General features: G+C 74.7%; 26 protein-coding genes. 11 read left to right on the top strand and 15 right to left on the bottom strand.

Annotated features, from left to right (window positions below; translation table 11 throughout):
• Positions 1 to 2: 2 nt before the first annotated feature.
• Entirely contained in the window at positions 3 to 449 is a 447-nt protein-coding gene (locus ABEA81_RS16515) for an FmdB family zinc ribbon protein (protein ID WP_345605992.1), read from the top strand.
• A 39-nt stretch (positions 450 to 488) separates the two neighbouring features.
• Here the strand turns inward: ABEA81_RS16515 and ABEA81_RS16510 are convergent, their stop codons facing one another.
• The 3 genes from ABEA81_RS16510 to ABEA81_RS16500 are packed head-to-tail and all read right to left on the bottom strand — an operon-like array spanning position 489 to position 1,933.
• Entirely contained in the window at positions 489 to 983 is a 495-nt protein-coding gene (locus ABEA81_RS16510) for a YybH family protein (RefSeq protein ID WP_345605991.1), read from the bottom strand.
• Positions 980 to 1,369 (bottom strand): tautomerase family protein, encoded by a 390-nt coding sequence (locus ABEA81_RS16505; RefSeq protein ID WP_345605989.1) that lies wholly within the window; start codon positions 1,367 to 1,369, stop codon positions 980 to 982. Before ABEA81_RS16505 ends, ABEA81_RS16510 begins: the two co-directional genes overlap by 4 nt.
• Positions 1,370 to 1,378: 9 nt before the next feature.
• Positions 1,379 to 1,933: a TetR/AcrR family transcriptional regulator gene (locus ABEA81_RS16500; protein ID WP_345605988.1), complete on the bottom strand. Its 555-nt coding sequence runs from the start codon at positions 1,931 to 1,933 to the stop codon at positions 1,379 to 1,381.
• A gap of 58 nt (positions 1,934 to 1,991) precedes the next feature.
• Here ABEA81_RS16500 and ABEA81_RS16495 point away from each other — a divergent pair, with 58 nt between their 5' ends.
• Positions 1,992 to 2,852: a patatin-like phospholipase family protein gene (locus ABEA81_RS16495; protein ID WP_345605987.1), complete on the top strand. Its 861-nt coding sequence runs from the start codon at positions 1,992 to 1,994 to the stop codon at positions 2,850 to 2,852.
• A gap of 31 nt (positions 2,853 to 2,883) precedes the next feature.
• Entirely contained in the window at positions 2,884 to 3,711 is an 828-nt protein-coding gene (locus tag ABEA81_RS16490; protein WP_345605986.1) for an aldo/keto reductase, read from the top strand.
• Here ABEA81_RS16490 and ABEA81_RS16485 read toward each other — a convergent pair.
• Positions 3,708 to 4,658 (bottom strand): NAD-dependent epimerase/dehydratase family protein, encoded by a 951-nt coding sequence (locus ABEA81_RS16485; protein WP_345605985.1) that lies wholly within the window; start codon positions 4,656 to 4,658, stop codon positions 3,708 to 3,710. The two genes, ABEA81_RS16490 and ABEA81_RS16485, sit on opposite strands and share 4 nt — an antisense overlap.
• A gap of 210 nt (positions 4,659 to 4,868) precedes the next feature.
• Between ABEA81_RS16485 and ABEA81_RS16480 the strand changes: the two genes are divergently transcribed.
• Together ABEA81_RS16480 and ABEA81_RS16475 are read left to right on the top strand one after the other, a co-directional pair.
• Positions 4,869 to 5,174 carry an adhesin gene (locus ABEA81_RS16480; RefSeq protein ID WP_345605984.1) on the top strand — a complete coding sequence of 102 codons (306 nt, stop codon included), beginning with the start codon at positions 4,869 to 4,871 and terminating at the stop codon, positions 5,172 to 5,174.
• Between the two features lie 116 nt (positions 5,175 to 5,290).
• Positions 5,291 to 6,295, top strand: a complete 1,005-nt coding sequence (locus ABEA81_RS16475) for an aldo/keto reductase family protein (RefSeq protein ID WP_345605983.1) — start codon at positions 5,291 to 5,293, stop codon at positions 6,293 to 6,295.
• Between the two features lie 82 nt (positions 6,296 to 6,377).
• Here the strand turns inward: ABEA81_RS16475 and ABEA81_RS16470 are convergent, their stop codons facing one another.
• From ABEA81_RS16470 to ABEA81_RS16460, 3 genes are read right to left on the bottom strand one after another with little or no spacing between them, the layout of a single operon-like run.
• Positions 6,378 to 8,057 carry an ABC-F family ATP-binding cassette domain-containing protein gene (locus ABEA81_RS16470; RefSeq protein WP_345605982.1) on the bottom strand — a complete coding sequence of 560 codons (1,680 nt, stop codon included), beginning with the start codon at positions 8,055 to 8,057 and terminating at the stop codon, positions 6,378 to 6,380.
• Positions 8,058 to 8,070: 13 nt separating this feature from the next.
• The gene (locus tag ABEA81_RS16465) at positions 8,071 to 8,577 is read right to left on the bottom strand and encodes a universal stress protein (RefSeq protein WP_345605981.1); all 507 of its coding nucleotides are present in this window, start codon (positions 8,575 to 8,577) and stop codon (positions 8,071 to 8,073) included.
• A gap of 4 nt (positions 8,578 to 8,581) precedes the next feature.
• On the bottom strand, positions 8,582 to 9,799 hold the full coding sequence (locus ABEA81_RS16460; RefSeq protein ID WP_345605980.1) for an SLC13 family permease: 1,218 nt from the start codon (positions 9,797 to 9,799) through the stop codon (positions 8,582 to 8,584).
• Positions 9,800 to 9,925: 126 nt separating this feature from the next.
• Here ABEA81_RS16460 and ABEA81_RS16455 point away from each other — a divergent pair, with 126 nt between their 5' ends.
• Positions 9,926 to 10,471, top strand: a complete 546-nt coding sequence (locus ABEA81_RS16455) for an alpha/beta hydrolase family protein (protein ID WP_345605979.1) — start codon at positions 9,926 to 9,928, stop codon at positions 10,469 to 10,471.
• A gap of 60 nt (positions 10,472 to 10,531) precedes the next feature.
• Positions 10,532 to 11,353 (top strand): alpha/beta fold hydrolase, encoded by an 822-nt coding sequence (locus tag ABEA81_RS16450; RefSeq protein ID WP_345605978.1) that lies wholly within the window; start codon positions 10,532 to 10,534, stop codon positions 11,351 to 11,353.
• Positions 11,354 to 11,392: 39 nt separating this feature from the next.
• Here ABEA81_RS16450 and ABEA81_RS16445 read toward each other — a convergent pair whose 3' ends face one another.
• Positions 11,393 to 12,700 carry an MGH1-like glycoside hydrolase domain-containing protein gene (locus ABEA81_RS16445; RefSeq protein WP_345605977.1) on the bottom strand — a complete coding sequence of 436 codons (1,308 nt, stop codon included), beginning with the start codon at positions 12,698 to 12,700 and terminating at the stop codon, positions 11,393 to 11,395.
• The gene (locus ABEA81_RS16440; RefSeq protein ID WP_345605976.1) at positions 12,693 to 14,636 is read right to left on the bottom strand and encodes a glycogen debranching N-terminal domain-containing protein; all 1,944 of its coding nucleotides are present in this window, start codon (positions 14,634 to 14,636) and stop codon (positions 12,693 to 12,695) included. Before ABEA81_RS16440 ends, ABEA81_RS16445 begins: the two co-directional genes overlap by 8 nt.
• Positions 14,637 to 14,737: 101 nt before the next feature.
• Here ABEA81_RS16440 and ABEA81_RS16435 point away from each other — a divergent pair, with 101 nt between their 5' ends.
• Together ABEA81_RS16435 and menD are read left to right on the top strand one after the other, a co-directional pair.
• Positions 14,738 to 15,454, top strand: coding sequence for a PIG-L deacetylase family protein (locus ABEA81_RS16435; RefSeq protein ID WP_345605975.1), 717 nt, complete (start codon positions 14,738 to 14,740; stop codon positions 15,452 to 15,454).
• Between the two features lie 11 nt (positions 15,455 to 15,465).
• On the top strand, positions 15,466 to 17,094 hold the full coding sequence (menD, locus tag ABEA81_RS16430) for a 2-succinyl-5-enolpyruvyl-6-hydroxy-3-cyclohexene-1-carboxylic-acid synthase (RefSeq protein WP_345605974.1): 1,629 nt from the start codon (positions 15,466 to 15,468) through the stop codon (positions 17,092 to 17,094).
• 7 nt (positions 17,095 to 17,101) lie between these two features.
• On the opposite strand, the gene ABEA81_RS16425 is transcribed toward menD, so the two are convergent.
• Positions 17,102 to 17,632, bottom strand: coding sequence for a PadR family transcriptional regulator (locus ABEA81_RS16425; RefSeq protein ID WP_345605973.1), 531 nt, complete (start codon positions 17,630 to 17,632; stop codon positions 17,102 to 17,104).
• Positions 17,633 to 17,705: 73 nt separating this feature from the next.
• On the opposite strand from ABEA81_RS16425, the gene ABEA81_RS16420 reads away from it, so the two are divergent.
• Positions 17,706 to 19,073, top strand: a complete 1,368-nt coding sequence (locus ABEA81_RS16420) for a carotenoid oxygenase family protein (protein ID WP_345605972.1) — start codon at positions 17,706 to 17,708, stop codon at positions 19,071 to 19,073.
• Positions 19,070 to 19,729 (top strand): VC0807 family protein, encoded by a 660-nt coding sequence (locus tag ABEA81_RS16415; protein ID WP_345605971.1) that lies wholly within the window; start codon positions 19,070 to 19,072, stop codon positions 19,727 to 19,729. The genes ABEA81_RS16420 and ABEA81_RS16415 overlap by 4 nt, the downstream gene beginning before the upstream one ends.
• Positions 19,730 to 19,755: 26 nt before the next feature.
• On the opposite strand, the gene ABEA81_RS16410 is transcribed toward ABEA81_RS16415, so the two are convergent.
• From ABEA81_RS16410 to ABEA81_RS16390, 5 genes are read right to left on the bottom strand one after another with little or no spacing between them, the layout of a single operon-like run.
• Positions 19,756 to 20,676: a PfkB family carbohydrate kinase gene (locus ABEA81_RS16410; RefSeq protein ID WP_345605970.1), complete on the bottom strand. Its 921-nt coding sequence runs from the start codon at positions 20,674 to 20,676 to the stop codon at positions 19,756 to 19,758.
• A complete protein-coding gene (locus ABEA81_RS16405; protein ID WP_345605969.1) occupies positions 20,673 to 22,100 on the bottom strand; it encodes a purine-cytosine permease family protein in 1,428 nt (475 codons plus the stop codon). The genes ABEA81_RS16410 and ABEA81_RS16405 overlap by 4 nt, the downstream gene beginning before the upstream one ends.
• Positions 22,097 to 23,101 carry an ADP-ribosylglycohydrolase family protein gene (locus tag ABEA81_RS16400; RefSeq protein ID WP_345605967.1) on the bottom strand — a complete coding sequence of 335 codons (1,005 nt, stop codon included), beginning with the start codon at positions 23,099 to 23,101 and terminating at the stop codon, positions 22,097 to 22,099. Before ABEA81_RS16400 ends, ABEA81_RS16405 begins: the two co-directional genes overlap by 4 nt.
• A complete protein-coding gene (locus tag ABEA81_RS16395) occupies positions 23,098 to 23,805 on the bottom strand; it encodes a GntR family transcriptional regulator (RefSeq protein ID WP_345605965.1) in 708 nt (235 codons plus the stop codon). Before ABEA81_RS16395 ends, ABEA81_RS16400 begins: the two co-directional genes overlap by 4 nt.
• A gap of 36 nt (positions 23,806 to 23,841) precedes the next feature.
• Positions 23,842 to 25,080: an isochorismate synthase gene (locus ABEA81_RS16390; protein ID WP_345605964.1), complete on the bottom strand. Its 1,239-nt coding sequence runs from the start codon at positions 25,078 to 25,080 to the stop codon at positions 23,842 to 23,844.
• Positions 25,081 to 25,090: the final 10 nt, after the last annotated feature.

Below are 25,090 nucleotides of genomic sequence, written 5' to 3'. Positions count from 1 at the left end.
CGATGCCGATATACGTCTACCGGTGCGACTGCGGCGAGCGCTTCGAACGGCTCGTCGGGATCGGCGCGCCGGCTCCGGGCTGCCCGGCCTGCGGCGGTACCCCGCAGAAGATCCCGGCCGGGCCGAGCCTGCTCGGCCAGGCCGGCACCGGCCTGGCGAAGGAGCAGATGCCCCAGACGTGGCGCGGCACGTACAACGGCGACCGCGAGTACGTCACGGGCCTGCGCCGGCAGTGGGACGAGCGGCAGCGGCTGGAGGCGAAGCACCCGGAGCTGGCGGGCGACCAGCGGCCGATCATCGCGCACGAGGGCCGGTTCCACGGGGCGCCGCTGCGGGCGGGCGACCCGGTGCCCGGGGCCGGTCATGGGCACGGGCACGGCCATGGGCACGGTCACGGCCACGTGCCGGAGAAACCGTCCGACGGAGGTTCGGGGAAGCCCCGTTCCTGAACCTCCAGCACCGGAACGTGGCTTTGTAGAACCGGTGGCTCAGCGCCTGGCCGCTGCCTGGTACGCGGCCAGCGCCTCCGGGTCGTCGATGCTGCCGTGGTGGTGGGTCTGCAGCCAGCTGCCCTGGTCGGGGTGCCACGTGAAGACCCTGCTCGTGCGGATCTGCAGCGGCACGCGTCCGCCGTCGGGGCCGAGGTAGCTGCCCAGCTCACGTCCGGCGAACACGGCGGTGTCGGCACCGAGGTAGGTGGCGGCGTCGGTGAACGTGACCTGGACGTCCAGCCCGCCCGCGAAGATCCGCCCGTACAGGCCTGCGATCGCGTCGCCGGAGCGGAGGATGCCGCCGACGGGGTTGTTCAGCTGCGCGAGCGGGTCGGGCGACCAGACGGCGCGCAGCACGTCGAGGCGGGCGTTGTTGAGCGCGAAGTAGAAGGTCTCCAGCGCGGCGACGGCGCCGTCGGGGCCGGGGTCGCGGGCCGCGTCGAGCCGGTTGCGGGCGTCGGGGCCGAAGCCGTGGTCGACGAGGGTGATCATGACGGTGGGTTGTCGAGGTACTGGGCCTCGCCGTTGCCGAACGACCAGTCGGCGAGCCCGTTCTCGACGAGGCTGACGAGCAGGTTGCGCGGCTCGACGCCCGCGGCCGCCGCGTGCTTCGCGAGCGCGCCGTAGAACGCCCGCTTCTGCTCGTCGGTGCGCCCGCGGCGCAGGAAGACCTGCACGAACACCACTCCGTCGTCGCGTTGCACGCCGAGGTAGCCGGGGTCGTACCCGACGCGGTCGCCTCCTGTGCCGCGCAGGACCTGGAAGCGGTCGTCGGCCGGGATGCCGAACGCGTCGACGAGCGCCGCGTGCACGGCGTCGCCGATGGCGGTCAGCCGCTGCGGATCGGCCGCGACGGCGTCGATTCGGACGAGGGGCATCTGGTTCTCCTAGTGATCGATCCCGAGCAGGGCGAGCAGCCCGCGGCACGCCCGGTCGAGCGCGCCGGCGTCGTCGCTCAGCCGGGACGTGACGTAGCCGCCCTGTACGACAGCGCAGATCGCCTCGACGACGTCGTCGACATCGAGTTCGCCGTCCTCGACGGCTCCGGTGGCGCGCACCGCGGGCCGGAGCAGCGCGCGCAGGTGTTCGAAGTAGGTGCTGATGGGTGCGCGCAGCGCGTCGTTCGCCCTGATCTCCGGGTCGAACGCGAGCCGGCCCAGCCGGCAGCCGTCGAGCGCGGCCCTGGGCTTGGACAGGTAGGCCCGCAGCTGCTCGGCGCCCGGGGCGTGGGCGGAGAACAGCTCGTCCGTCTCCACCGTGAGGTCCGCTGCGAGCGAGGTGATCGCCGCCTCGGCCCAGGCGGCCTTGGACCCGAAGTGGTGGTAGAGGCTGCCCTGCCCCACACCGCTGCAGGCCAGCAGCATGTTCGGGCTGGTGGCCTCGACGCCGCGCTCCCACACGAGCCGTTTGGCGGCGTCGAGCAGCTTCGTCCGTGAGTCCACGACCCCATACCTACTAGTAGGTATGGACGGTCGTCAAGCGTGTCCTAGAGTTCGGGGCATGGGTAGGGCGCTCGTGCTGGGCGGCGGTGGGATCACCGGGGTCGCGTGGGAGATCGGGATGCTGTGCGGCCTGCGCGAGCTCGGCGTCGACCTCACCGACGCCGAGCTGATCGTGGGGACGTCCGCGGGGGCGCTGGTCGGGGCGCAGGTCGCCACCGGCGTCGACCCGGAGCAGCGCTACGCCGCCCAGCTCGCGCCACCGGACGGGGAGGCCGCGGCCGCGCTCGGGAGGGGCGCGCTCGTGCAGCTCGTCCTCGCCGCCGTGGCGGGCGGGCGGGACCCGCAGCGGATGCGGGCGCGGATCGGCCGGTTCGCCCGGCGGGCCAGGACCGGCCCGGCGGCGGAGCGGGTCGCCGTCTTCGCGCGGAGGCTGCCGGTGCACGAGTGGCCGCAGCGCGACCTGCGGGTCACCGCGGTCGACGCCCACTCCGGCGAGCGCGTCGTGCTCGACCGGAACTCGGGGGTGCCCCTCGTGGAGGCCGTCGCGGCGAGCTGCGCGGTGCCCGGTGTCTGGGCGCCGGTGAGCACCGGAGGGCGCAGCCTCGTCGACGGCGGGCTGTGCTCACCCGCCAACGCCGACCTCGCCGCCGGGTACGAGCAGGTGGTGGTGCTGGCGCCGATCGTGCGGGGGATCGGCCCGATGATCGGGGCCGGCCCGCAGGTCGCCGCGCTCAGGGCGCAGGGCGCGCGGGTGGCGTTCGTGAGCCCGGACGCCGAGGCGCTCGCGGCGATCGGGCGCAACGTGCTGGACCCCGCCCAACGGCCCGCCGCGGCCCGGGCCGGGCGTGCCCAGGCCGCCGCCGCGGTGGCCGGGATCGCGGACGTCTGGGAACGGGTGGGTGACGAGGGTCGCCGGTAGAAGGAGCCCCTGACCGGGTAGAACGAGGATCATGTCGCAGGTACCGAACATCCGCCTCAACAACGGCGTGCAGATCCCGCAGTTCGGGTTCGGCGTCTTCCAGATCGAGCCGGCCAGGACGGCGGAGGTCGTGCGCACGGCCCTCGACGCCGGATACCGGCACATCGACACGGCCCAGGGGTACGGCAACGAGGAGGGGGTCGGGCAGGCGGTCCGCGAGTCCGGGCTCCCGCGCGACGAGCTCTTCGTCACCACCAAGCTCATCAACGACCGGCACGGTTACGACGAGGCCGTCGCGGCGCTCGACGAGAGCCTGCAGAAGCTGGGCCTCGACCACGTCGACCTCTACCTGATCCACTGGCCGCGGCCCCACGCCGACCGCTACGTCGAGACGTGGCGCGCCTTCGAGAAGATCCTCTCCGACGGCAAGGCCCGCGCGATCGGCGTGTCCAACTTCCAGGTGCCGCACCTGGAGCGGCTGGCCGCGGAGACCGGCACCGTGCCCGCCGTGAACCAGATCGAACTGCACCCGTGGCTCGCGCAGCGCGAGCTCAAGGACTACCACCGCGAGCACGGCATCGCCACGGAGGCGTGGAGCCCCATCGGCAAGGGCGGTGACCTGCTGCGGGACGAGCGGATCGGCGCGCTCGGGGAGAAGTACGGCAAGAGCCCCGCCCAGGTGGTGCTGCGCTGGCAGATCCAGCAGGACAACATCGTGTTCCCCAAGTCGGTCACGCCGTCGCGGATCCGGGAGAACATCGACGTGTTCGACTTCGAGCTCAGCGCCGACGACATCGCCACGATCGACGAGCTCGACTCCGGCACGCGGCTCGGGCCGGATCCCGACACGTTCGGTTAGGCGTCGTGCCGTCGCAGCCACTCGACGTAGTCCGGTACCGCGCGGGCGACGTCGTACTCCGGCCGGAAGCCGGTGTCGTCCCGCAGCCGCGTGGTGTCGAGGTGGTTGTCCGGGGGACGGTCGGGATTGCGCCCCGCCGGGAGCGTGGTGTTCGCCCCCGGGACGGCGGCGTTGATCGCGTCGACGACCTCGCCGTACCGCACCAGCCGCCCGCTGGAGACGTTGTAGATGCGGTGGTTCAGCCGCTCGGCGAGCATGAGCAGCGCGATGGCCCGGCCGCAGTCCTTCACGTAGCAGAGGTCCGTGCCGTCCTCGGCGTAGGCGGGCGGGCGGGGCGGGGTGAGGTCGGGATCCTCGCCGCGGACCGCCGCGCTGATCAGGCGGGGAAGCGGGGTGAACGGGTTGTCGGGCACGCCGAGGGGGCCCCAGACGGTGCCGATCCGCAGGCTCACGGTCTCGAACCCGCCGCTGTCGCCCGCCAGCGCGGCGAACAGCTCCGCGGTCTTCTTGAACACCGGGATCTGGTGTGCCGCCACCACCGGCAGCGGGGCGTCCTCGCGCAGCGGCGCCTCGTCCACTCCCAGGTACACGGCGATGCTGCTGGCGACGGAGAACCGCCGCACGCCCCACGTCGTCGCCGCCTCGAGCGCGTTGAGCAGGCCGAGGGTGTCGGCGCGGAGGTACTCGACCGGATCGGGCAGGTCGTAGCGGGCCGCCGCGAGGTGCACGATGCCGGTGATCTCGTGCCGCTTGCCGATGTCGCGGAAGGCGGCCGCGTCGGTGGTGTCGAGCGGCTCGACAACGACCCGGCCTGCGGGCTCGTCGGCGAGGTGCTCGGGCAACCGCGTGGAGCGGTGCGCGGTGAGCACGACCGATTCTCCCAGGTCGAGCAGGGCCCGTGCCGTGTGCGACCCGATGGAACCCAGACCTCCGGTGATGAGGATCATCGGCGTGCCTCCTGGAGCCGGGCGACATCGGGCGCGTCCGGCCCCCAGCGGCAGCTCGCCTCGTCGGCGACGGGTGGCAGAGCCATGAACAACACCTCCTCGGTTCGGCGTGCCAGGGTGCCCCGGTTCGCCGTGTTGTTCTTGAACGGAACGGCCACCCGCCGGTCCCCGGTCTGCACGGCGGTGCGATCGCGCCTACCCTGGCGCGGCATGTTGGCAATCACCGATACGGCGGCAGAAGCCATCAAGACCCTGACCACCGACGCCGAGCTGCCGGACGGGGGTGGGCTGCGCATCTCGGCCCCCGACCCCGAGCAGGGCCTGGAGCTCTCCCTGGCCGGGCAGCCGAACACCGACGACGTCGTGCTGGCGGGGGATGGCGTGAGCGTGTTCCTCGAGCCGGTGGTCGCCCAAGTGCTCGACGACAAGGTGCTGGACGTGCAGCCGGTTGCCGGCCCCGATGGTGGGCAGGAGCTGCGCTTCGCGATCGGCGTGCAGGAACGACCCGAGGCCTGACCGACACCGACCCACCGCGGGCGGCCCCTCGAGAACGGGGGCCGCCCGCCGTCGTTCCGGGACGCGCGGCCGACCGACCCGTCCGCTCATCTGACAAGTAGGTCTACTGTTTCCTCGTGGAACACCGCTACCTCGGCCGGTCCGGCCTGAAGGTCTCAGAAATCACGTACGGCAACTGGATCACCCACGGCTCCCAGGTCGAGAACGACGCCGCCATCGCGTCCGTGCGCGCCGCCCTCGACGCCGGGATCACGACGTTCGACACCGCCGACGGGTATGCGAACGGCGCGGCGGAGACCGTGCTCGGCGAGGCGCTCAAGGGCGAGCGGCGGGCCTCGCTGGAGATCATGACCAAGGTCTACTGGCCCACCGGTCCGAAGGGCCACAACGACTCCGGTCTGTCGCGCAAGCACATCCTGGAGTCGATCGACGGGAGCCTGCGCCGGCTGCAGACCGACTACGTCGACGTCTACCAGGCCCACCGGTTCGACGTCGAGACGCCGCTCGAGGAGACTATGCAGGCGTTCGCCGACGTCGTCCGCTCCGGCAAGGCGCTCTACATCGGCGTGAGCGAGTGGACGGCGCAGCAGCTGCGCGACGGCCAGGCGCTGGCCACGCAGCTCGGGTTCTCGCTCGTGTCCAACCAGCCGCAGTACTCGATGCTGTGGCGCGTGATCGAGGCCGAGGTCGTACCGGCGTCGGAGGAGCTCGGCATCAGCCAGGTCGTCTTCTCGCCGATCGCGCAAGGTGCGCTCACCGGCAAGTACAAGCCGGGTGCCGCGCCCCCGGCCGGGTCCCGGGCCACCGACGAGAAGGGCGGGGCGAACTTCATCCAGCGCTGGATGGGCGACGAGACGCTCACCCGCATCCAGGAGCTCGAGCCGGTCGCGTCCGACCTGGGGCTCACGATGGCCCAGCTCGCCGTGGCGTGGGTGCTGCAGAACGGCAACGTCGCCGCGGCGATCATCGGCGCCAGCCGCCCGGAGCAGGTGACCGACAACGTCCGCGCGAGCGGGGTGCGCCTGGAGCCCGACGTCCTGAAACGCATCGACGGGGCCCTGGGCGACATCGTGGAGCGCGACCCGGCGAAGACGCAGTCTCCGCCCACCCGCCCCAGCTGAGGCTCCACCCGAACTGCAGCGAGGTGGCTGTGCTCCGGTTCAACCGGAGCACAGCCACCTCGCTGTGGTTTCGGCAGGGGCCTCAGGCCTCCGTCAGCTTGCCGTCCGCGACCGTCCAGCGCCGGGTGCTGCGCACCGACTCCAGCATCCGGCGGTCGTGCGTCACCAGCAGGACGGTGCCGGGAAAGGAGTCGAGGGCCTGCTCGAGCTGCTCGATCGCGGGCAGGTCGAGGTGGTTCGTCGGCTCGTCGAGGACGAGCAGGTTCACCTCGCGGGCCTGGAGCAGGGCGAGGGCGGCGCGGGTGCGCTCGCCCGGTGAGAGCGACGCGGCCGGGCGCGGCACGTGCTCGGCCGTCAGGCCGAACTTGGCGAGCAACGTGCGGACGTCCGACTCGGCCCAGTCGGGCCGTGGGGGATGGAAGCCGGCGGAGCCGGCGGGGTGGGTGAGCAGAGCGTTGCCGAACGCGCGGACCAGCGGTTCCGGACCGAGGAACAGGCCGCGGGCCTGGTCGATCTCACCGACCCGCACCCCCGAGCCGAGACCGGCGCTGCCTTCGTCAACGGGGATGCGCCCGAGCAGGGCCCCGAGCAGGGTGGACTTGCCGGAGCCGTTGGCCCCCGTGATCACGATGCGGTCGGCCCAGTCGACCTGTGCGTCCACCGGACCGAGCACGAACGACCCGCGGCGGACGAGCGCGCCGGTCATCGATGCGACCACCGTGCCGGAGCGGGGTGCTGCTGCGATCGTCATCCGCAGCTCCCACTCCTTGCGCGGCTCCTCGACCACGTCGAGGCGCTCGATCATCCGCTGTGTCTGGCGGGCCTTCGCGGCCTGCTTCTCGCTGGCCTCGGCGCGCATCTTGCGGCCGATCTTGTCGTTGTCCGTGGATTTGCGACGGGCGTTGCGGACACCCTGGGCCATCCAGTTGCGCTGCATCTGCGCGCGGTCCTTCAGCCCGCTGAGCTTGTCGTCGTACTCCTCGTACGCCTCGCGCGCGTGCCGACGGGCGACGTCGCGCTCGACGAGGTAGCTGTCGTAACCGCCGTCGTACACGCCGACCCGCTGCTGCGCGATGTCCAGCTCGACGACCAGGTTGACGGTGCGGGCGAGGAATTCGCGGTCGTGGCTCACGATCACGGCCGGGCTGCGCAGGCCCGTGACGAAGCGCTCCAGGCGCTCCAGGCCGTCGAGGTCCAGGTCGTTGGTGGGCTCGTCGAGCAGCAGCACGTCGTGGCGCGAGAGCAGCAGCGCGGCGAGCCCGGCCCGGGCGGCCTGCCCGCCCGACAGCGCGGTCATCTCCGCGCCGAGATCCACACCGAGCCCGACGTCGGCCGCGATCTCGCCTGCGCGCTCCTCGAGGTCGGCGCCGCCGAGGGAGAGCCAGCGGTCCAGCGCGGCGGCGTAGGTGTCGTCCGCGCCGGGGGCGCCGCTGCCGAGCGCCTCCGCCGCGGCGTCCATCGCCGCCTGCGCCGCGGCGACGCCGGTGCGCCGCGCGAGGAACGCCGCCACCGTCTCGCCGGGGCGCCGGTCCGGCTCCTGCGGCAGGTGCCCGATCGTCGCGTCCGGCGGGCTGACGACGACCTTCCCGTCCTCGGGCTCCTGCTCGCCCGCGAGGAGCCGCAGGAGCGTGGACTTGCCCGCGCCGTTGGCGCCGACGAGCCCGACGACGTCCCCGGGGGCGACGATCAGGTCGAGACCGGAGAACAGGACTCGGGTGCCGTGCCCGGCGGCGAGCCCGGTGGCCTGGATCGTTGCGCTCATGTCGCGGCCGACACTAGTGCCCGGCGCGACCGCCTTTCCGCGGTCCCGGCGGTGGCGGGAGCGACGTGACGTCGGGCGGCCGCTCCGGCCAGACCAGCAGCACCGGGCACGGGGCGTGATCCACCACGAACCGGGTGGCGTGGCCGAGGCTGCGTGGCCCCAGGTGGCTGCGGTCGCCGTCGCGGGCGAGCACGAGGAGGTCGGCGTCCTCCGCGGCAGCGACGATCTCCCGCTCCACCCGGCCCACGCGGGTCGATCGGGTGCACGGCCTGCCCAACCGGCGGGCGGCGGCGTCGAGCAGCCGCTCGGCGGACGCGGCGGCGAGGTGCTCCACGTCGGTGCCCGGGTCACGGTCCGGACGGCCACGCCCGAGCAGGCCGGCGAACGCCCCGTGCGCTGCGCCCGGGGCGTCGCCGGTGACGTGCAGCAACACGACATCGGCCGGGCCCGGGGCCAGGTCGCGCACGGCGTCGACACAGGCGGGCCAGGTCCCCTCGGCGATCCAGACCACCACGCGCATCCGCTCAGCCTCCGGTTCCGATCAGGTGCAGCGACGCCCACAGCGCCGCCACGGACAGGACGAGCCCGGCCGGCACGGTGAGCAACCCGAGCCGGGTGAACTCGCCGAGGTCGACGTCGGTGTCGTGGGCACGCACGATGCGCCGCCACAGCAGTGTGGCCAAGGAGCCGGCGTAGGTCAGGTTCGGGCCGATGTTCACCCCGAGGAGCACCGCCAGCACCGCGGCGGGCCCGGCCGGGGCGGTGAGTGGCAGCAGTACGAGCACCGCAGGCAGGTTGTTGACCAGGTTCGCCAGCACGGCGGCCACCGCCGCGACGCCCAGCAGACCGGGCAGCCCGGTGTCGTCGACCACGAACCGGCCCAGCCCGGCGGCGAGGCCGTTGTCGAGCACCGCGCGCACCACGATCCCCAACGCGAGCACGAACGCGAGGAACCCGACCGAGGCCGCTCGCCCGATCGCCGCCGGCGTCGTGCGCCGCCGGGCCAGCGCACGCGCGCCCAGCAGGGCCGCGCCGGCGGCTGCGGCCCATGCCGGGTTCACCCCCACCGCGGACGTCAGCAGGAACCCGGCCAGCGTCACCGCGACGACGGCCACGGCGAACACCGGCCATTCGGGCCGCTCCGCCTCGGCGCCGACGTCGGCCCCCACGTCGAGGTCGGCGGCGAAGAACCAGCGGAACGCCGCGTACTCGACCGCAACGGCCGCGATCCACGGCAGCGTCATCAGCCCGGCGAACCGCGCGAAGCTCAGCCCGCTCGCCGCGAACGCGAGCAGGTTGGTCAGGTTCGACACCGGGAACAGCAGCGACGCGGTGTTGGACAGGTGCGTGCAGGCGTACACGTGCGGCTTCGGGCGGACGCCGAGCCGGGCGGCCGTCGCGAACACGACCGGGGTGAGGAGCACCACCGTGGCGTCCAGGCTCAACACGGCCGTGATCACCGATGCGGCCGCGAAGACCTGCACCAGCAGCCGGCGCGGGCGCCGTGCCGCCACCCGGGCCATCCACGCCCCGCAGGTTCGGAACAGGCCCTCGTGGGCGCACAGCTGGGCCAGGACCAGCACCGCGGCCAGGAACCCGATCACCGGGCCGAGCAGCCCGGCCTCGGCGGCCACGGCCGGGAGCGAGATCGCCCCGCTCACCACCAGCACGAGCGCGGCCGGGACCGCGAACACCGCTTCCGACCAGCCCCACGGGCGCACCACGGCGCAGGCCAGCACCACGACCAGCGCCGCTGCGGAGAGCGCTTCGGCGAGCAGCGGGTTCAGACGGCCTCCCTCCCCGCGCGGGTGTTCGGTGGTTCACCGTTGCGCAGTCCGGCAGACGTGCGGCGTCGATAAGGTCGCCGGGTGGCCGACGCAGTCGTGGTGCCCGGCGGGAAGTTCGGACCGGCGGCCGGGATGCTGCTGTACGCCGGGTCCGTTGCCGAGACGCGCGGGGCCACCGTCCACCGGCACTGGTGGTCCCGGGAGCCGCCGGATCCGTTCGAGCCCGGGATCGAGAGCTGGGTGCGGGCCGAGGTCGCCGGCCTGCTCGACGGGGTCGGCGGCCACCCGCTGGTGATCGCGAAGTCCCTCGGCACGAACGCCGCCGCGCTCGCGGCCGAGCGCGGACTCCCGGCGGTGTGGCTCACCCCGGTCCTGACCGTGCCGTGGATCGCCGCCGCGATGGGCCGCGCCACGGCGCCGTTCCTGCTGGTCGGCGGCACGGCCGACGCGCTGTGGGACGGTGGGCTGGCCCGCCGGCTCTCGCCGCACGTGCTGGAGGTCGAGGGCGCCGGCCACGGCATGGAGGTGCCGGGTCCGGTGCGCGACGCGATCGCCGTGCTGGGCCGGGTGGTCGGGGAGATGGAGGAGTTCCTCGACGCCATCGGCTGGCCCGACCGCCCCGCCTGAACTCGGACGCCGGTGTGGAGCTGCGCATCGGCGAGCCGTGATCCCCTACGGTGCCTGGGCATGAACCTCGATGAGACGTTCTCGTGGGAGGGGCGGCGGATCGCCTGGGGCCGGGCCGGGGCCGGGCCCGCCGTCGTGTTCTGCCACGGGACGCCGTGGTCGTCCTGGTTGTGGCGGCCGTTCGCCGAGGCGCTCCGCACCGATTTCACCGTGTACCTCTGGGACATGCCCGGCTACGGCCGCTCCTCGAAGGACCCGGGCCACCCGGTCGACTTCGGGGCGCAGGCCGACGCGTTCGCGGCGCTCGTCGCGCACTGGGGCCTCGACCGGCCGCACGTCGTCGCGCACGACTTCGGCGGCGCCGTCTCGCTGCGCGCCCACCTGGTGCACGACGTGCCGTACGCGTCGCTGCTGGTGGCGGACGTCGTGGCGATCCCGCCGTCGGGCTCCCCGTTCTTCCGGCTCGTGAAGCAGCACCCGGACGTGCTCGCCCAGGTGCCGCCGTACATCCACGAGGCCTTGGTCAGGGCGTACATCGAGAACGCGAGCCACCGCGGGCTGCGCGAGGACGACCTCGCCGCGCTAGTGGCTCCGTGGCTCGGCGAGTCGGGGCAGCCCGCGTTCTACCGGCAGATCGCCGCGTACGACGAGCGCTACCTCGCCGAGAACGAGGCACTGCTCGACCGGATCGACATCCCGGTGAGCGTCGTGTGGGGCGCCGAGGACGGCTGGATCCCGGTGGCGACCGGGGAACGGCTGGCCGCGGGGATCCGCGGCTCCACCTTCACCCGCGTGGACGGGGCCGGGCACCTGATCCAGCTCGACGCTCCCGTCGCGCTCGCGACCGCGCTGCGCTCCTGGCTGACCGCTCAGGGCGCGTAGCGCTGCCACGGGTGAGAGTCCCTCGGCTCGAGGCCTCCGTCAGCGGCCGGGCGATGAGCGCCGGCCAGGGGCCGTTGCCAGCAGGTCCAGGGTCAGCGCCGCCGACCAGCTGAAGTCCGAGACACCGCGCCCGGCCCCCGTGCGCGGGTCGAAGTACTCCCGGAAGCCCTCCTGGCGCACCGCGTTCAGCATCGCCGCCCGCAAGGTGGCCGCCTCCGCGTGCCGGCCGTGGCGTTCCAGCCCGCGCAGCACGAGCCAGCTCGTGTTGATCCACGCCGGTCCGCGCCAGTAGCGGGTGGCGTCGAAGGCGGCGCCGGTCAGGTCGTAGCTGGGCAGCGGAACGCGGTCGTTCAGCGCGAAGCGCGGGCCCGTGATGCCGGCCACCAGCGCGTCGACGACGTCGGTCGGCAGGTCGAGCACCAGCGGGGCCAGGCCGCCGATGCAGTGCTCCGCGACGTGCGTGCCGTCGTGGTCGAGCGCGAAGAAGTGCCCGGCCGCCGGGTCGTAGCACCGGGCGAGCAGGGCGTCGCGGAGTGCGGACGCGCGCTCGCGGTGCGGTTCGGACGGCTCGCCCAGGATCTCGGCGATCTCGGCGAGGGCCTCCTCCGACCACGCCAGCAGCGCGTTGAACAGGGGGTCGACCGCGACGAAGAGGTGTGCGGCGGGTTCGTCGCGGTAGTCGTGGTCGCGGTAGGTCGACGCGATCTCGACGTACCGGGCGTAGTCGGCGGCCGTGGGGCGCTCGGTGGCGTCGACGTGGTCGAGGTCGCGGCGCCGGTGCGCGGCCAGCACCGCGACGTCGGCGGGCACCCGGGCCAGCTCGGCGTCCCATGCCGGGGAGTTGTCCTGCCCGGACTCCCACGGGTGCACGATCGCCACGAGGCCGTGCGGCCCGGAGCGCTCGCGCAGCAGGTAGTCGTGCTGGGCCGCGAGGTGCGGGTACGCCCGCCGCAGGAAGCGGCGCCCGAGGGTGGGCGCGGCCCGGTGGACCTCGAGCGCGGCCACCGCGTGCACCGGGGGCTGGACGATCCCGGACGTCTCCCGCCCCGGGGTGCCCGGGACGTCGCGCGAGCGCCAGAAGTCGGGGCCGGGGAAGTACGCATCGCGCGCGACCGCGGGGTTGAACACGATCTGGGGCACGCGGCCGTCCGCCCACTGCGCGGCCAGCAGGGACTCCAGCTCCCGGCGGCCGCGGCCGGGCGAGGCGTGCGCCCAGCCGATCGCGATGAACGCGGAGTCCCAGCTCCACTGGTGCGGGTAGAGGCGGCGCGACGGCACGGTGTGCCCGCGCTCCCAGTTGCCGTCGAGGACGGCGACGGCCCTCCGCCGCAGTTCGAGATCACGCAACGCCGGCTCCCGCGGAGCGCAGCGCGGTGGCGGCCTGCGGCGGCACCTGCTCGGCCGTGTCGGGGCTCGCCCATGCCGGGAGGAGACCCGCGTCGAGGTAGGACACCACCGCGATCGCACCGGCGGCGGCCCAGGCCTGGGGGCGGCAGGCCGTGGGGTAGCTGAATGCCTCGCCGTCGATCTCGGCGTAGAGCTCGGGCAGCCGGTCGGCGAAGTCCCGGGCCGCGGCGACCAGGCCCTCGCCCAGCGAGCGGGCGACGTCGTGCCGGCCTGCGCAGGCGAGGCCGAGCACGGCGATCGCCGTGTCGTGCGGCCACACCGATCCGCGGTGGTAGCTCAGGGGGTCGTAGCCGCCGCTCGTGCTGGACAGCGTGCGCAGGCCGCGGCCGCCGTCGAGGTCGGGCCGGGCGAGCCGGTCGGCGACGAGATCGGTCTCGTCCGGCGTGAGGATCCCCGTGGTGAGCAGGTGCGCCATGTTCGACGCCGGGCCGGTGACGGCGCGGCCGTGCCCGTCGAGGGCGATGGCGGGGTAGGCGCCGTCCGGGTCGTCGATCCAGTAGCTCGCGCGGAAGCGGGTGGCCAGCCGCTCGGCCCAGCCCCGCCACTCGCCGGAGCCGGGGCGGTCGAACGCCGCCAGCAGCTCGGCGCCGCCGCGGGCGGCCGCGTACGCGTAGCCCTGCACCTCGCACAGGGCGAGCGGCCGGTCGGCGATCGCCCCGTCGGTCCAGCGGACCGCGCCCCGGGAGTCCTTCCAGCCCTGGTTGGCCAGGCCCCCTCCGGGCGAGCCGCGGTAGCCGAGGAACCCGTCGTCGCCCGCGGTGCGCCGGACCCACCCGAGCGCCGCCTCCAGGTTCGGCAGCAACGCGACCACCTCGTCGTCCGGCAGGCCCGCGCGCCACGAGTCGTGCAGCAGGCAGCACCACAGCGGCGTGGCGTCGACGGTGCCGTAGTAGCGCGGTGGCAGGTCCAGCCCACCGGCCCGCAGCCCGCCGGGCCGGAACTCGTGGATGATCTTCCCGCGTTCCTCCTCGCCACGCGGGTCGCTCAGCTGCCCCTGCCGGCGCGCCAGCACGCGCAGCGTGCCGCCGGCGAGCTCGGTGGACAGCGGCAGCAGCATCCGTGCCGTCCACAGCGAGTCGCGCCCGAACAACGTGCAGAACCAGGGGCTCCCGGCCGCGGCGAAGCGGTCGGCGGGCTCGTGGGGATCGGCGAGCAGGAGGCCGTCGAGGTCGGCGAGGCTGCGTCGCACCAGTTCGGCGTTCGGGCCGGCGAACACGCGCTCGTCCCGCTGCCACGGCAGCGCCGCGGCGGGCCGGAGGTCCTCGGGCCCGGCGGCGGACGGCGTGAGGACGATGCGCACGGTCCAGCGCTCCCCCGGTGCGAGCCGCACCGGCCAGCTCAGCACGGCGTCAGCGCCGGCCGTCCCGATCTCGACGGCGGTCGGGGCGGTGGTGAGCACCGCGGCCGCCTCGTCGCGGGCCCAGTGCACCTCGTTCCCGTGCACGGCGGGCGGCACGTCCGTGAGCGGCGCGCCGGACTTGACGACGGGGGTGGCGGCCAGGTCGCTGCGCGCGTGCACGGTGACCCGCATGCGGGAGGGGCCGTCCTCCACGTTGTGGAGCGTGATCTCCTCGACCGCCCTCCGGTCGGCCACCCGCCGGTCGCGGCGCACCCGGACGCCGGGCAGCTCGCCCTCGAACCGGGCGCGGCCCGCCCCGTCGAGGCTCGCCGCTGCGGGGTGCGGCTCGACGCCGTCGACGCGGAGCTCGAGCCGGCTGAGGTAGCGGGTGTCGCCGACGTAGAGCCCCTGCGCGCCGTCCGCGCGGACCTGGCCGTCGGGATCGGAGAGCAGTTCGGCGGGCGCGGCGAGCACCGTGAGCAGGTGGTCGAGGGTGGTTTCGCCGGGCCGGTCCGTGGCGGGGCGTGCAGTGGACATGGGGTGGGGAGCTCCTGGTCCGGGCACCGCTCGTGCCCACCGAGATCGCGTCGACGGTACGCCTCGTGCGTCCGGGGCCGCCGGGAGGGGAGGATCACGGCATGGCCGAGGACTACGAGCTGTTCCCGGAGGACTTCGCGCGCGGGTTGGCCGTTGTCGCCCATCCCGACGATCTCGAGTACGGCGGGGCCGCCGCCATCGCGCGCTGGACAGCGCAGGGCCGCGCCATCGCGTACCTGCTGGCGACCCGCGGGGAGGCCGGGATCGACACCCTCCCCCCTGAAGAGTGCGGCCCGCTGCGGGAGGCCGAGCAACGAGCCGCGGCGGCCGAGGTCGGCGTCGACGTCGTGGAGTTCCTCGACCACCCGGACGGGCTGATCAGCTACGGGATCCCGCTGCGGCGGGACATCGCGGCCGCGATCCGCCGGCACCGCCCGGAGGTGGTGATCACGAGCAACCACCACGACACGTTCCCGGGCGGCCACCTCAACATGGCCGATCACCGGGTGGTCGGCCAGGCGGCCATCGACGCCGTCCGGGACGCGGCGAACCGCTGGTTGTTCCCGGAGGTCGGGGAGCCGTGGAGCGGCGTGAAGCAGGTGCTCGTGCTCGCCTCCCCCGAGAGCCGGCACGCCGTCGACGTCGAGGGGTCGTTCGACCGCGGGGTGGCGTCGCTGCGGGCGCACAAGGCCTACCTCGAGGCGCTCGGCGGGCCGATGAGCGATCCGGAGCGGTTCCTGCGCACCGCCGCGGAGGAGGCGGGCGCCCGGCTCCCCGGTGCCCGCCTCGCCACGGCCTTCCAGGTCATCGAGACATAGGCTCTCGTCCCGTGAACCCGTCGACGACCCGTGCCCGCCTGGTCGTCGACGAGCTGGTCCGCTGCGGCGTCACCGACGCGGTGCTCTGCCCCGGTTCGCGCAATGCCCCGCTGTCGTTCGCGCTGCACGCGGCCGATGCCGCCGGCAGGCTGCGACTGCACGTCCGGATCGACGAGCGCTCGGCGGGCTTCCTCGCGCTCGGGATCGCACTGCGATCGCGGCGCCCGGTGCCGGTCTGCACGACGTCGGGCACGGCCGTGGCGAACCTGCACCCCGCGGTGCTGGAGGCGTCGTACGCGGGCGTTCCCCTGCTGGTGCTCTCCGCCGACCGGCCGCCGGACGTGATCGGCACCGGCGCGAGCCAGACGATCGAGCAGGCCGGGCTGTTCGGCGGCGCGGTGCGGCTGGCCGTGAACGCCGGTGTCGACGGCGACCCGGCCCGCGGCCGCGCGGCGGTCGACCGGCTCGTCGCGGCCGCGACGGGTGCCTCCGGCGGGCCGCCCGGCCCCGTGCACCTGAACCTGCCCTTCGCCGAACCGCTGGTGCCCGACGGTCCCGGTGAGGCGCCCGCGGGCCGCCCGGGCGGGGAGCCGAGGACGCGCGTGGCGCCGGTCGTCCGGCAGTCGGAGCCGCTGCCGCTGGACCCGGCGGCCCCGACGCTCGTGATCGCCGGTTCCGGTGCTCCGGACGACCTGCTCGACCTGCCGGTCCCGGTGGTCGCCGAGCCGGCGGCGGCCGCATGGCCCGCCGCGGTGCGCACCGGGCCGTGGCTGCTCGGGGCGTCGCCCGCGTTGCGCCCGGCCCAGGTGGTGGTGGCGGGCCGGCCGACGTTGCACCGCCCCGTGCAGCGGCTGCTCGCCGATCCGGACGTCGCCGTCCACGTGCTCGCCGACCCCCGAGGCATGCCGTGGGCGGACGTCGCGGGGAGCGTCCGCGCGATCGGGAGCCTCCCGCCGCTGCGCCCCGGCCGGTCCTGGACGGACCGCTGGCGCGCCGCCGACGCCGCCGCGGCGGACGCCCTCGACAAGGCCCTCGACGACCCGGCCGCCCCCGGTGGCCTGCGCATCGCCCGTGAGCTGGTGGCCGCGCTGCCGCCGGGCGCACAGCTGCTGCTCGGTTCGTCCAACCCGGTGCGCGACGTCGCGCTGGCCGCCGTGCCCCGCCGGGACCTCACCCTGCTCGCGAACCGCGGGGTCGCCGGCATCGACGGCACGGTCTCGACGGCCGTGGGCGCCGCGCTGGTGCACGACGGGCCCGCGTACGCGCTGCTCGGCGACCTCACCCTGCTGCACGACTCCACCGGCCTCGTCATCGGGCCCGACGAGCCGCGCCCCGACCTCACGTTCGTGGTGCTCAACGACGACGGCGGTGGCATCTTCGGGCTGCTCGAGCAGGGAGCACCGGAGCACGCCGGCGCGTTCGAGCGGGTCTTCGGCACCCCGCACGGCGTCGACCTCGCCGCCCTCTGCGCCGCGACCGGCACCGGCCACGTTCTCGTGGACGTCCCCGACGTCGCGGCCGCGCTCGCCCCGGCTCCCGGGCTGCGGGTGGTCGAGGTGCGCGCCGGGCGCGGCGAGCTGCGGCAGGGACACGCGCGGCTGCGCGCCACCGTCGGCGCCGCGGTGGCCGAGGCCCTCTGATCGGCCGTCAGGCGGGTGCGGACTCCAGCTTCTCGATCGCCCACAACGCCCAACCGTGCACCGCCTCGAACTGGCGGGCCCCGAACTCGGCGGCGAGGTAGCCGAACCCGTCGGAGCCCGGGGGGATCACGGCCGGGGCGTCGTCCATGATCTTGCGCAGCCTGCTGCCCTCCTCGGCCGTGTGCTCGACGATCCTCCGCAGCACGACCAGCGCATCGGCCGGTTCGAGCGCGGAGAGCAGGAACATGCGCAGCACGTCCTCGTTGCGCACCTTCCCCTGCCGCCGCCACGTGAGCAGCCAGGACCGCAGCTCGGCATAGCCCTCGCGGGTGACCGAGTAGGTGCGGCTGCCCCGGGCGCCCTCCTCGGTGACGGTGACGAGCCCGCGCTCGGCGAGCCGGTTCAGCTCCGGGTAGATGCTCGTGTGCCCGGCCTGCCACGCGTAGCGCCCGAGGTCGGTGGCGAACGCCTTCGTGAGCTCGTACCCGCTGCGGGGTTCGACGGCGAGCAGCCCGAGAAGCGCGTGCGGCAGTGACATGCCGAGATCGTACATGTCGAATCTGACATGACAGTCTTGACATGTCGCGTTCGGCCGGTGCATCCTCCTCCCCATGACCAGCACCCCGCCCCTGCACGTCGCAGGCCATCTCGCGCCCGTCGCCGACGAGATCGACGCGGTCGACCTCCCGGTCGAGGGTGCGCTCCCGCCCGGCCTCGTCGGGCGCTACCTGCGCAACGGCCCGAACCCGCTGCCCGGCGAGCCGTCCTCGCACTGGTTCACCGGCCACGGCATGGTGCACGGCGTGCGGCTGCGGGAGGGGCGCGCGGAGTGGTACCGCAACCGCTGGGTGCGTACGCGGGCGCTGGCGGGGGAGTCGATGCTGCAGGCCGACGGCACCGTCGACCGCGCCGTCGGGCACGCGAACACGCACGTCATCGAGCACGCCGGCCGGATCATGGCGCTCGTGGAGAGCAGCTTCCCGCACGTGCTCACGCCCGAGCTCGACACCGTCGGCCCCTGCGACTTCGGCGGCAGGCTCACCACGGCCATGACGGCCCACCCGAAGACCGACCCCGTGACCGGGGAGCTGCACTTGTTCGGCTACGGGATGCGCCCGCCGTTCCTCACCTACCACCGGCTGTCGGCGGAGGGCGAGCTCGTGCGGAGCAGCGAGATCGAGGTGCCCGGCGCCACGATGATGCACGACTTCGCCATCACCGACCGGCACGCGCTGTTCCTCGACCTGCCGATGACGTTCCAGCTCGGGAGGCTCGCCACGGGCATGCCGTTCGGGTGGGACGACGGCTACGGCGCCCGGATCGGCGTGATGCCGCTGGACGACCCGGGCACGGTCAGGTGGTTCGAGGTGGAGCCCAGCTACGTCTTCCACGTCGGCAACGCCCACACCGACGCGGCCGGCCGGGTGGTCCTCGACGCCGTCCGGTACGGCGCCGCCGACGCCGTCGCCATGTGGGACGGGCTCGGCACCGATCCGGCCGGGCTCGCCTCCGGCGCCGCGGCCACGGGGTCGGCCCGGCTGCACCGGTGGGTGCTCGACCCGTCCACCGGCGGCGTCACCGAGACCGCGCTCGACGACCGGGCCGTCGAGTTCCCCACCGTCGACGACGAGCGCGTGGGCCGCGAGGCCCGCTACCGCTACGCGGTGGCCGACTCGCATGGCCGGGCCGGGATCGTCAAGTTCGACGCCGAGCGCGGCACGCGCGCGGAGCACGACCTGGGGACCGACACGGTGGCGGGCGAGGCCGTGTTCGTCCCCTCCGGTGCCCCGGGGCGGGCCGAGGACGACGGCTGGCTGCTGTCCATCACCACCCGCCGCGACGGCAGCGCCTCGCGGCTGCTCGTGCTCGACGCCACCGACGTGGCCGGCCCGCCGGTCGCCGCCGTGCAGCTGCCGCGCGGCGTCCCGTCCGGGTTCCACGGGTCGTGGATCGACGACGCCGACCTGGAACCGCGATGAACACGCCCATCGGGGACGCGCCCACCGAGCGGATCCCGGCCGTGCCGCCCGACGTCGAGTTCCGGCCGGCGGCGATGATCCGCGGGCTCGCGCTGGACGTCGGGCTGCCGCTCGTCGCGTACTACGCGCTGCACATCGCCGGCGTGGCCGACTGGCCCGCGTTGCTGGCCGCCACGGGTGTGGCCGCGCTGCGGATCGGCTGGGACGTCGCGCGGCGCCGCAGGCTCAACCTGTTCGCCACCGTCATGCTCGTGGTGTTCGGCGTGGGGCTGGCGCTCACCCTGGTGAGTGGGGACGAGCGGTTCCTGCTGGTCCAGGACTCGATCACCCTCAGCGCGGTGGCGCTCGTGTTCCTGGTCACCAGCAGGTGGGGCACACCGCTGACGCTCGCGGCGATGCAGAGCTTCAGCCCGCGCAAGGCGGAGGCGCTCACCGAGGCCTTCCACACGCACCCCGAGGTGCGCCACGGGGTGCGGCTCAGCTCGGCGGTCTGGGGCGCGGGGCTGCTCGCGCTGGCGCTGCTGCGCGTGCCGCTGATCTACCTGCTGCCGGTCTCGGTGATGGTCGGCCTGAGCACCGTGCTCACCGTCGTGACGTTCGCCGCCCTGATCGGCTGGAACGTCTGGTACGGCGGGCGGGCCCGTCGCGGGGGGTGACGGGCCCGCCTGCCGCAACTTCTCGATCAGCCATGGGCGAGGAGGGCGTCCACCTCGGCCCGGGTGGGTGCGGTGGCGGGCCCCGGGCGGGTCACGGCGATGGCGGCCGCGGCGTTCGCGCGCGCCGCGGCGGTTGCGAGGTCGGCCCCGCGCAGCAGCTCGGCGGCGAGCACGCCGCAGTGCGCGTCACCGGCGCCCGTGGTGTCGACCGCCTCGACCGGGATGCCCGGAACGTGGGTCGTGGCGCCGTCGCGGGTGACGAGGCAGCCCGCCGCCCCGTCGCGCACCACCACGGCCGCCGACGGGGTGAGCCGCCGGGCGAGCGCCGCCGCCGCCTCCCAGCGGTCCGCCTCACCGGTGAGGATGCGCGCCTCGCGGGCGTTGGTGGACAGGATCGAGGTGCGGGCGAGCAACCGGCACCACGTCGCGGGCTCGATCTCCCCGACCAGCGGGCCCGGGTCGACGAGCACCGTGGGCCCGTCCAGCGCGGCGAGCCGGTCGAGCAGCACGGCCGCCTTGTCCGGCACGAGCATGCTGTAGCCGCTCACGTACACCACGTCGGCGGCCGCGACCGGCACCGCGGCGAGCGCGGCGGGGTCGACGGCCGACTCGGCCCCGCTCCCCGTGACGAACGTGCGCTCGCCGGTGCGGTCCACGAGCACGACGCAGATCCCGGTGTCCGCGCCGGTGGTGGGCGGGAGCGCCGTGGTGATCCCCTCGGCCGCCAGCGCGTCGCGCGCGAGCTCGCCGAACCGGCCGTCGCCGTGGCCCCCCGCGTAGACGACGTCGGCCCCGGCCCGCGCGGCCGCGGCCATGACGTTGAACCCGCCGCCGGGAAGCAGGTCGGTGTGCGAGGCGAACACGTCGCCGCCGACCGGCGGCAGGCCCGGCACCCGCATCACCAGGTCGAGGATGACCTGCCCGGTGTGGACGAGCCGCGCGGTCATCGACGTGCCCCGCCGAGCGCACCGTAGATCCCGGCGGCCACGACGAACGTGACCACCCAGCCGAGGCCGTTCTCCCCGAACCAGCTTCCGGCCAGCGGCCCGCTGAACCACGGCGCGTCCGACGGGCCCGCGGTGACGAAGAGGTAGCCCGCGACGATCGCGGCACCCCATGCCGTGACGGCCCGCCACTCGACGCCGCCCCGGTACCAGTAGGCGCTGGTCCGGCGCACGTCCATGAGGGCGACCGGGTCGTAGTGGCTGCGCCGGAGCATGTCGGTGGCGAACACGCCGACCCATGCCGTGATCGGCACGGCCAGGAGGCTGATGAACGCGATGAACGGGCCGTAGAAGTCGTCGGCGACGAGGATGAAGTAGATCGCGCCCGCGAACGTCACGACCACGTCGACGACCACGGCGTACACCCGCGGCATCCGCAGGCCCAGCGTCAGCGTGGTGAGGCCCGCGGAGTAGACGGACAGGTGGTTGGACAGCAGCAGCCCGCCGAACGCGGCGACCAGGTAGGGCACCGCCATCCAGCTGGGCAGCAGTGCGCGGATCGCGGCCACCGGGTCGCCCGCGTCCGCGAGCGACGGGTCGCCCGCGGCGAGCGTGCTGCCCAGCGAGATCAGCAGCACCAGCGGGATGCCCGCGCCCGCGGCCGCCGAGAGCACGAGCGATCCGGCCCGGACGCCGGGTGCCTGGTAGCGCGAGATGTCGGCCGAGGCGTTGGCCCATCCGATTCCGGTTCCGGCGGCGATGACGCCGACGCCCGCGATCATCGCGCCCACGGGCGCCGGGGTGGCGGCGCCGACCGCGGTCCAGTCGACGGTCGCGATGAGGAACGCGCCCACCACGACGTTGAGCGCGCCGAAGACCCACGTCGCCCAGCGCTGCACGGACACCAGCACGGCGTGCCCCAGCCCGGAGACGACCACCGTGAGCAGCACGAACACCGCGATGCACGCCACCGTCAGCAGCGGGTGGCCGGTGGCCGCCGGGCCGGAGCCGACGAGGATCGTGCACAGCGAGAGCAGCGCGAACGCCGCCGTCGTCGTGTTGACGGTCTCCCAGCCCAGCCGCGATATCAGCGAGACGGCGGTGGGGCCGATGTTGCCCCGCACCCCGAAGACGGCGCGGGACAGCGTGAGGCCGGGCGCGCCGCCCCGGCGCCCCGCGATCGACACCGCCCCGACGATCGCGAACGACCCCACGGAGCCCACCGCCGCGACGACCACGGCCTGCCACACCGTGAGCCCCTGCGCCACGAGGGTGGCGCCGAGCGGGAGCCCGAGGATCGAGATGTTGGCGGCGAACCACACCCAGAAGAGCTGGGCCGGGCGGCCGTGGCGCTCGTCGGCCGGTACCGGCTCGATGCCCCGCGTCTCGAGCGGGCCGGTGGTGGGCTCCTCGCTGGTGGTGGTCATGCCGTGCTCCCGTGCCGGAGTTCGAGCAACCCGTCGGCGACGGGCGCCGGATCGAAGTGGTTGACGCGGCGGACCGTGTCGAGCAGGTCGGTGGGCAGCCCGCCGACGCCGTGGTGCGCGCCGAGCACGGCCCCGCAGATCGCGGCGACGGTGTCGGTGTCGCCGCCGATCTCCGCGGCGAGGGTGAGCGCGTCCAGGGGCTCGTCGCCGAGCGCCTCGGCGAGCGCCAACGCCGCGACCACCGACTCCTGGGCCGCGACCGAGGTGCCGATGACGCCGGCGACGGCGTCGGCGAGGTCGGCGCGCCCCCGGCCCCGGGCGAAGCCGCGGGCCCACCGGATCCGCGCCGCGACGTCGCCACCGGCGGCCCAGTGCCCCCGCCGCGCACCGGCCGCCGCCGCGCTCTCGGCCGCGTCGAGCGCGGTGCCGAGGTCGGTGCCCGCGACGCCTGCGGAGACCGCCGCGGCCACGGCGGCCGCCGCCGCGATCCCGATGGACGAGTTGTGCGTCACGCGGCTGGCCTGCACGACGGCGTCGAGCAGCGCCTCCTGGTCGGTGTGGGGGACGGCGATCCCGACCGGCGTCACCCGCATCGCGGCGCCGTTGGTGGTGCCGTCCCGACCGGCCTCGTCCGGCGGCTCGCCCGCCCGCAGCCGCCGGATCGCGCGCTTGGTGGACGGGCCGAGCAGGTCGGCGGAGCCCCGGCGGACCATCTCCGCCTCCCACCGCTCCAGCGCATCGGCGAACGCGGTGGCGTCGACGTCACCGGCCCCGTCGATCAGCAGGCGGGCGAGCAGCAGCGCCTGCTCCGTGTCGTCGGTGACCGAGCCGGCCGGCATGCCCGGGGCGATGGGCTGGTCGGCGGCCGCGTCGAGCAAGGTGGTGATGGGCCCGTACCGGGCGGCGATCCGGTCCCGCGACATCGACTGCGTGGGCATGCCGAGCGCGTCGCCGAGTGCGAGCCCGGCCAGCGCCCCGATCGCCCGCTCCCGCTCGGTCATCGCTCGCCGAACGTGAGGTGGAACCGGAACCGGGCCGGGTCCAGCAGGCTCTCGACGTGCTCGACGAGCGCGCCGTCCGCGGTCAGCGTGGTGCGGGTGGACTGCAGGAAGAGCTCGCCGGGCGAGCGCGCCAGCAGCCGGGCGGCGGGGTCGTCGAGCGGGACAGCGGAGATCCACTGCTCGCCGCGGGCCCCGACGAGCCCCGCCGCGCGCAGCGTCGCCGTGATCGAGCCGTCGACGAGTCCGCGTTCGGGGAGGTCGGCGATGGCACCGGTGGCGGGGAGGGCGGACGTCTCCAGGGAGACCGGGCCGGCGGCCGTGCGGCGCAGCCTGCGGACGGTGACGAGCGGGCCGTGCCGCTCGACCAGCTCCGCCGCCCCGCCGTACTCGATGCCGAGCAGCTCCACGGTGGCGTCCGACCCGGCGTCGGCGAGCGCACGGGCCCAGCCGACGCTCTGGTCGAGCGCCACCCCGTCGAACGTGACGAAGGAGCCGACGCCGGTCTCGGTGGCGATCAGGTTCCGGCGTTGCAGCTCCGAGAGGGCGCTGCGGACGGTGCCGCGGCTCACCTGGTAGGTCGCCGCCAGCTGGTTCTCGCCGGGCAGCCGTTCACCGCGGGCGAGCCGGCCGGACCGGATCCGTTCGGTCAGGTCCTCGACCAGCCTGGACCGTTTGCTGAACCCGACCTGTCCAGTCATGTACATACATGTACGCCATGACGTGGACGGTTGTCGAGCGGCTCAGTCCAGCCCGGCGTCCTCGAGCGCGTCGCGGACGGCGAGCATCTTCGCCGCCGCCTCCCGCACCTCGGTGTCCGGATCGGAGTCGGCCACGATGCCGCAGCCCGCGAACAGGCGCGCGGTGGGCCCGTCCAGCTGGGCGCACCGCAGCGCGATCCCGAGCTCGCCGTCGCCGTCGCCGTCCATCCAGCCGACGGGGCCCGCGTAGCGGCCGCGGTCCATGCCCTCCAGCTCCGCGATGAGTGCGAGCGCGGCCTCGCGCGGGGTGCCGCCGACAGCGGCCGTCGGGTGCACGGCGGCGGCGAGCTGCAGCAGCGACGCGGGCGACTGCGGGTCGAGCGTCCCGTGCACGTCGCTGGACAGGTGCGAGACGTTGCGCAACGCGATCACCGACGGGGTGTCCGGCACGTGGAGCGCGCTGCACATCGGTCGCAGCGCGTCGGCGAGCGAGTCGACGGCGAGGGCGTGCTCGTGGCGGTCCTTGGCCGAGCCGAGCAGCTGTCCGGGCAGGTCGTCGCACTCGCCGGGCCAGATCGTGCCCGCGAGCACCCGCGACGAGACGGTGCCCTCCTCGCGGCGCACCAGCAGCTCGGGGGTGGCGCCGACGAGACCGTCGACCGAGTACGACCAGCAGGTGGGGTAGCGCCGGGCCAGGCCGGCGAGGAGGAACCGCGGGTCGAGCGGGGCGTCGCCGACGGCGAGCAGGTCGTGGGCGATCGCGGCCTTGTCCAGCTCGCCCGCGCGCATCCGGCGCACGGCCTCCGCCACGGCCTTCCGGTAACCGGCCACCGGCAGCAGCCCGTCGGCGAACCGGAGGGCCCCGCTCGGCCGGACGGGCGTGACGGCCCGCACCGAGGGGCCGTCGCCCGGCGAGAACTCGGTGATCCACGCGACCCCGTCGCGGCGCCCGACGAGGACCCGCGGGACCACCAGCACCGAGCCCGGCGAGGTGTCGCTGAAGGTGAAGCTCACGAACGCCACCGGGCCGGTGCCCGGCACGCCGACCTCGTCGCTGACCCGCAGTCGGTCCCGGAAGGAGCGCCACCACGCGTCGGCCTCGGCGAACCGGTTCTCGCCCGACACCGTGAGGCGGGCGACCTCGCCCCAGCCGACGAGCCCGTCGGCTCCGCGGACCCACGCCAGCGGGTTGCGGTCGTCCGGGAGGAGCTCGAGCAGGCCGCCGGGGTCGACGCGCCTGGTTCGCACGCCCAACCCGGTCGGTAGCGGGGCGATCGTCACGTTTCCGAGA

The sequence above is a fragment of the Pseudonocardia adelaidensis genome (assembly GCF_039543345.1).
GTDB lineage: Bacteria > Actinomycetota > Actinomycetes > Mycobacteriales > Pseudonocardiaceae > Pseudonocardia > Pseudonocardia adelaidensis.
This window is presented reverse-complemented; position numbering and strand designations above follow the sequence as displayed.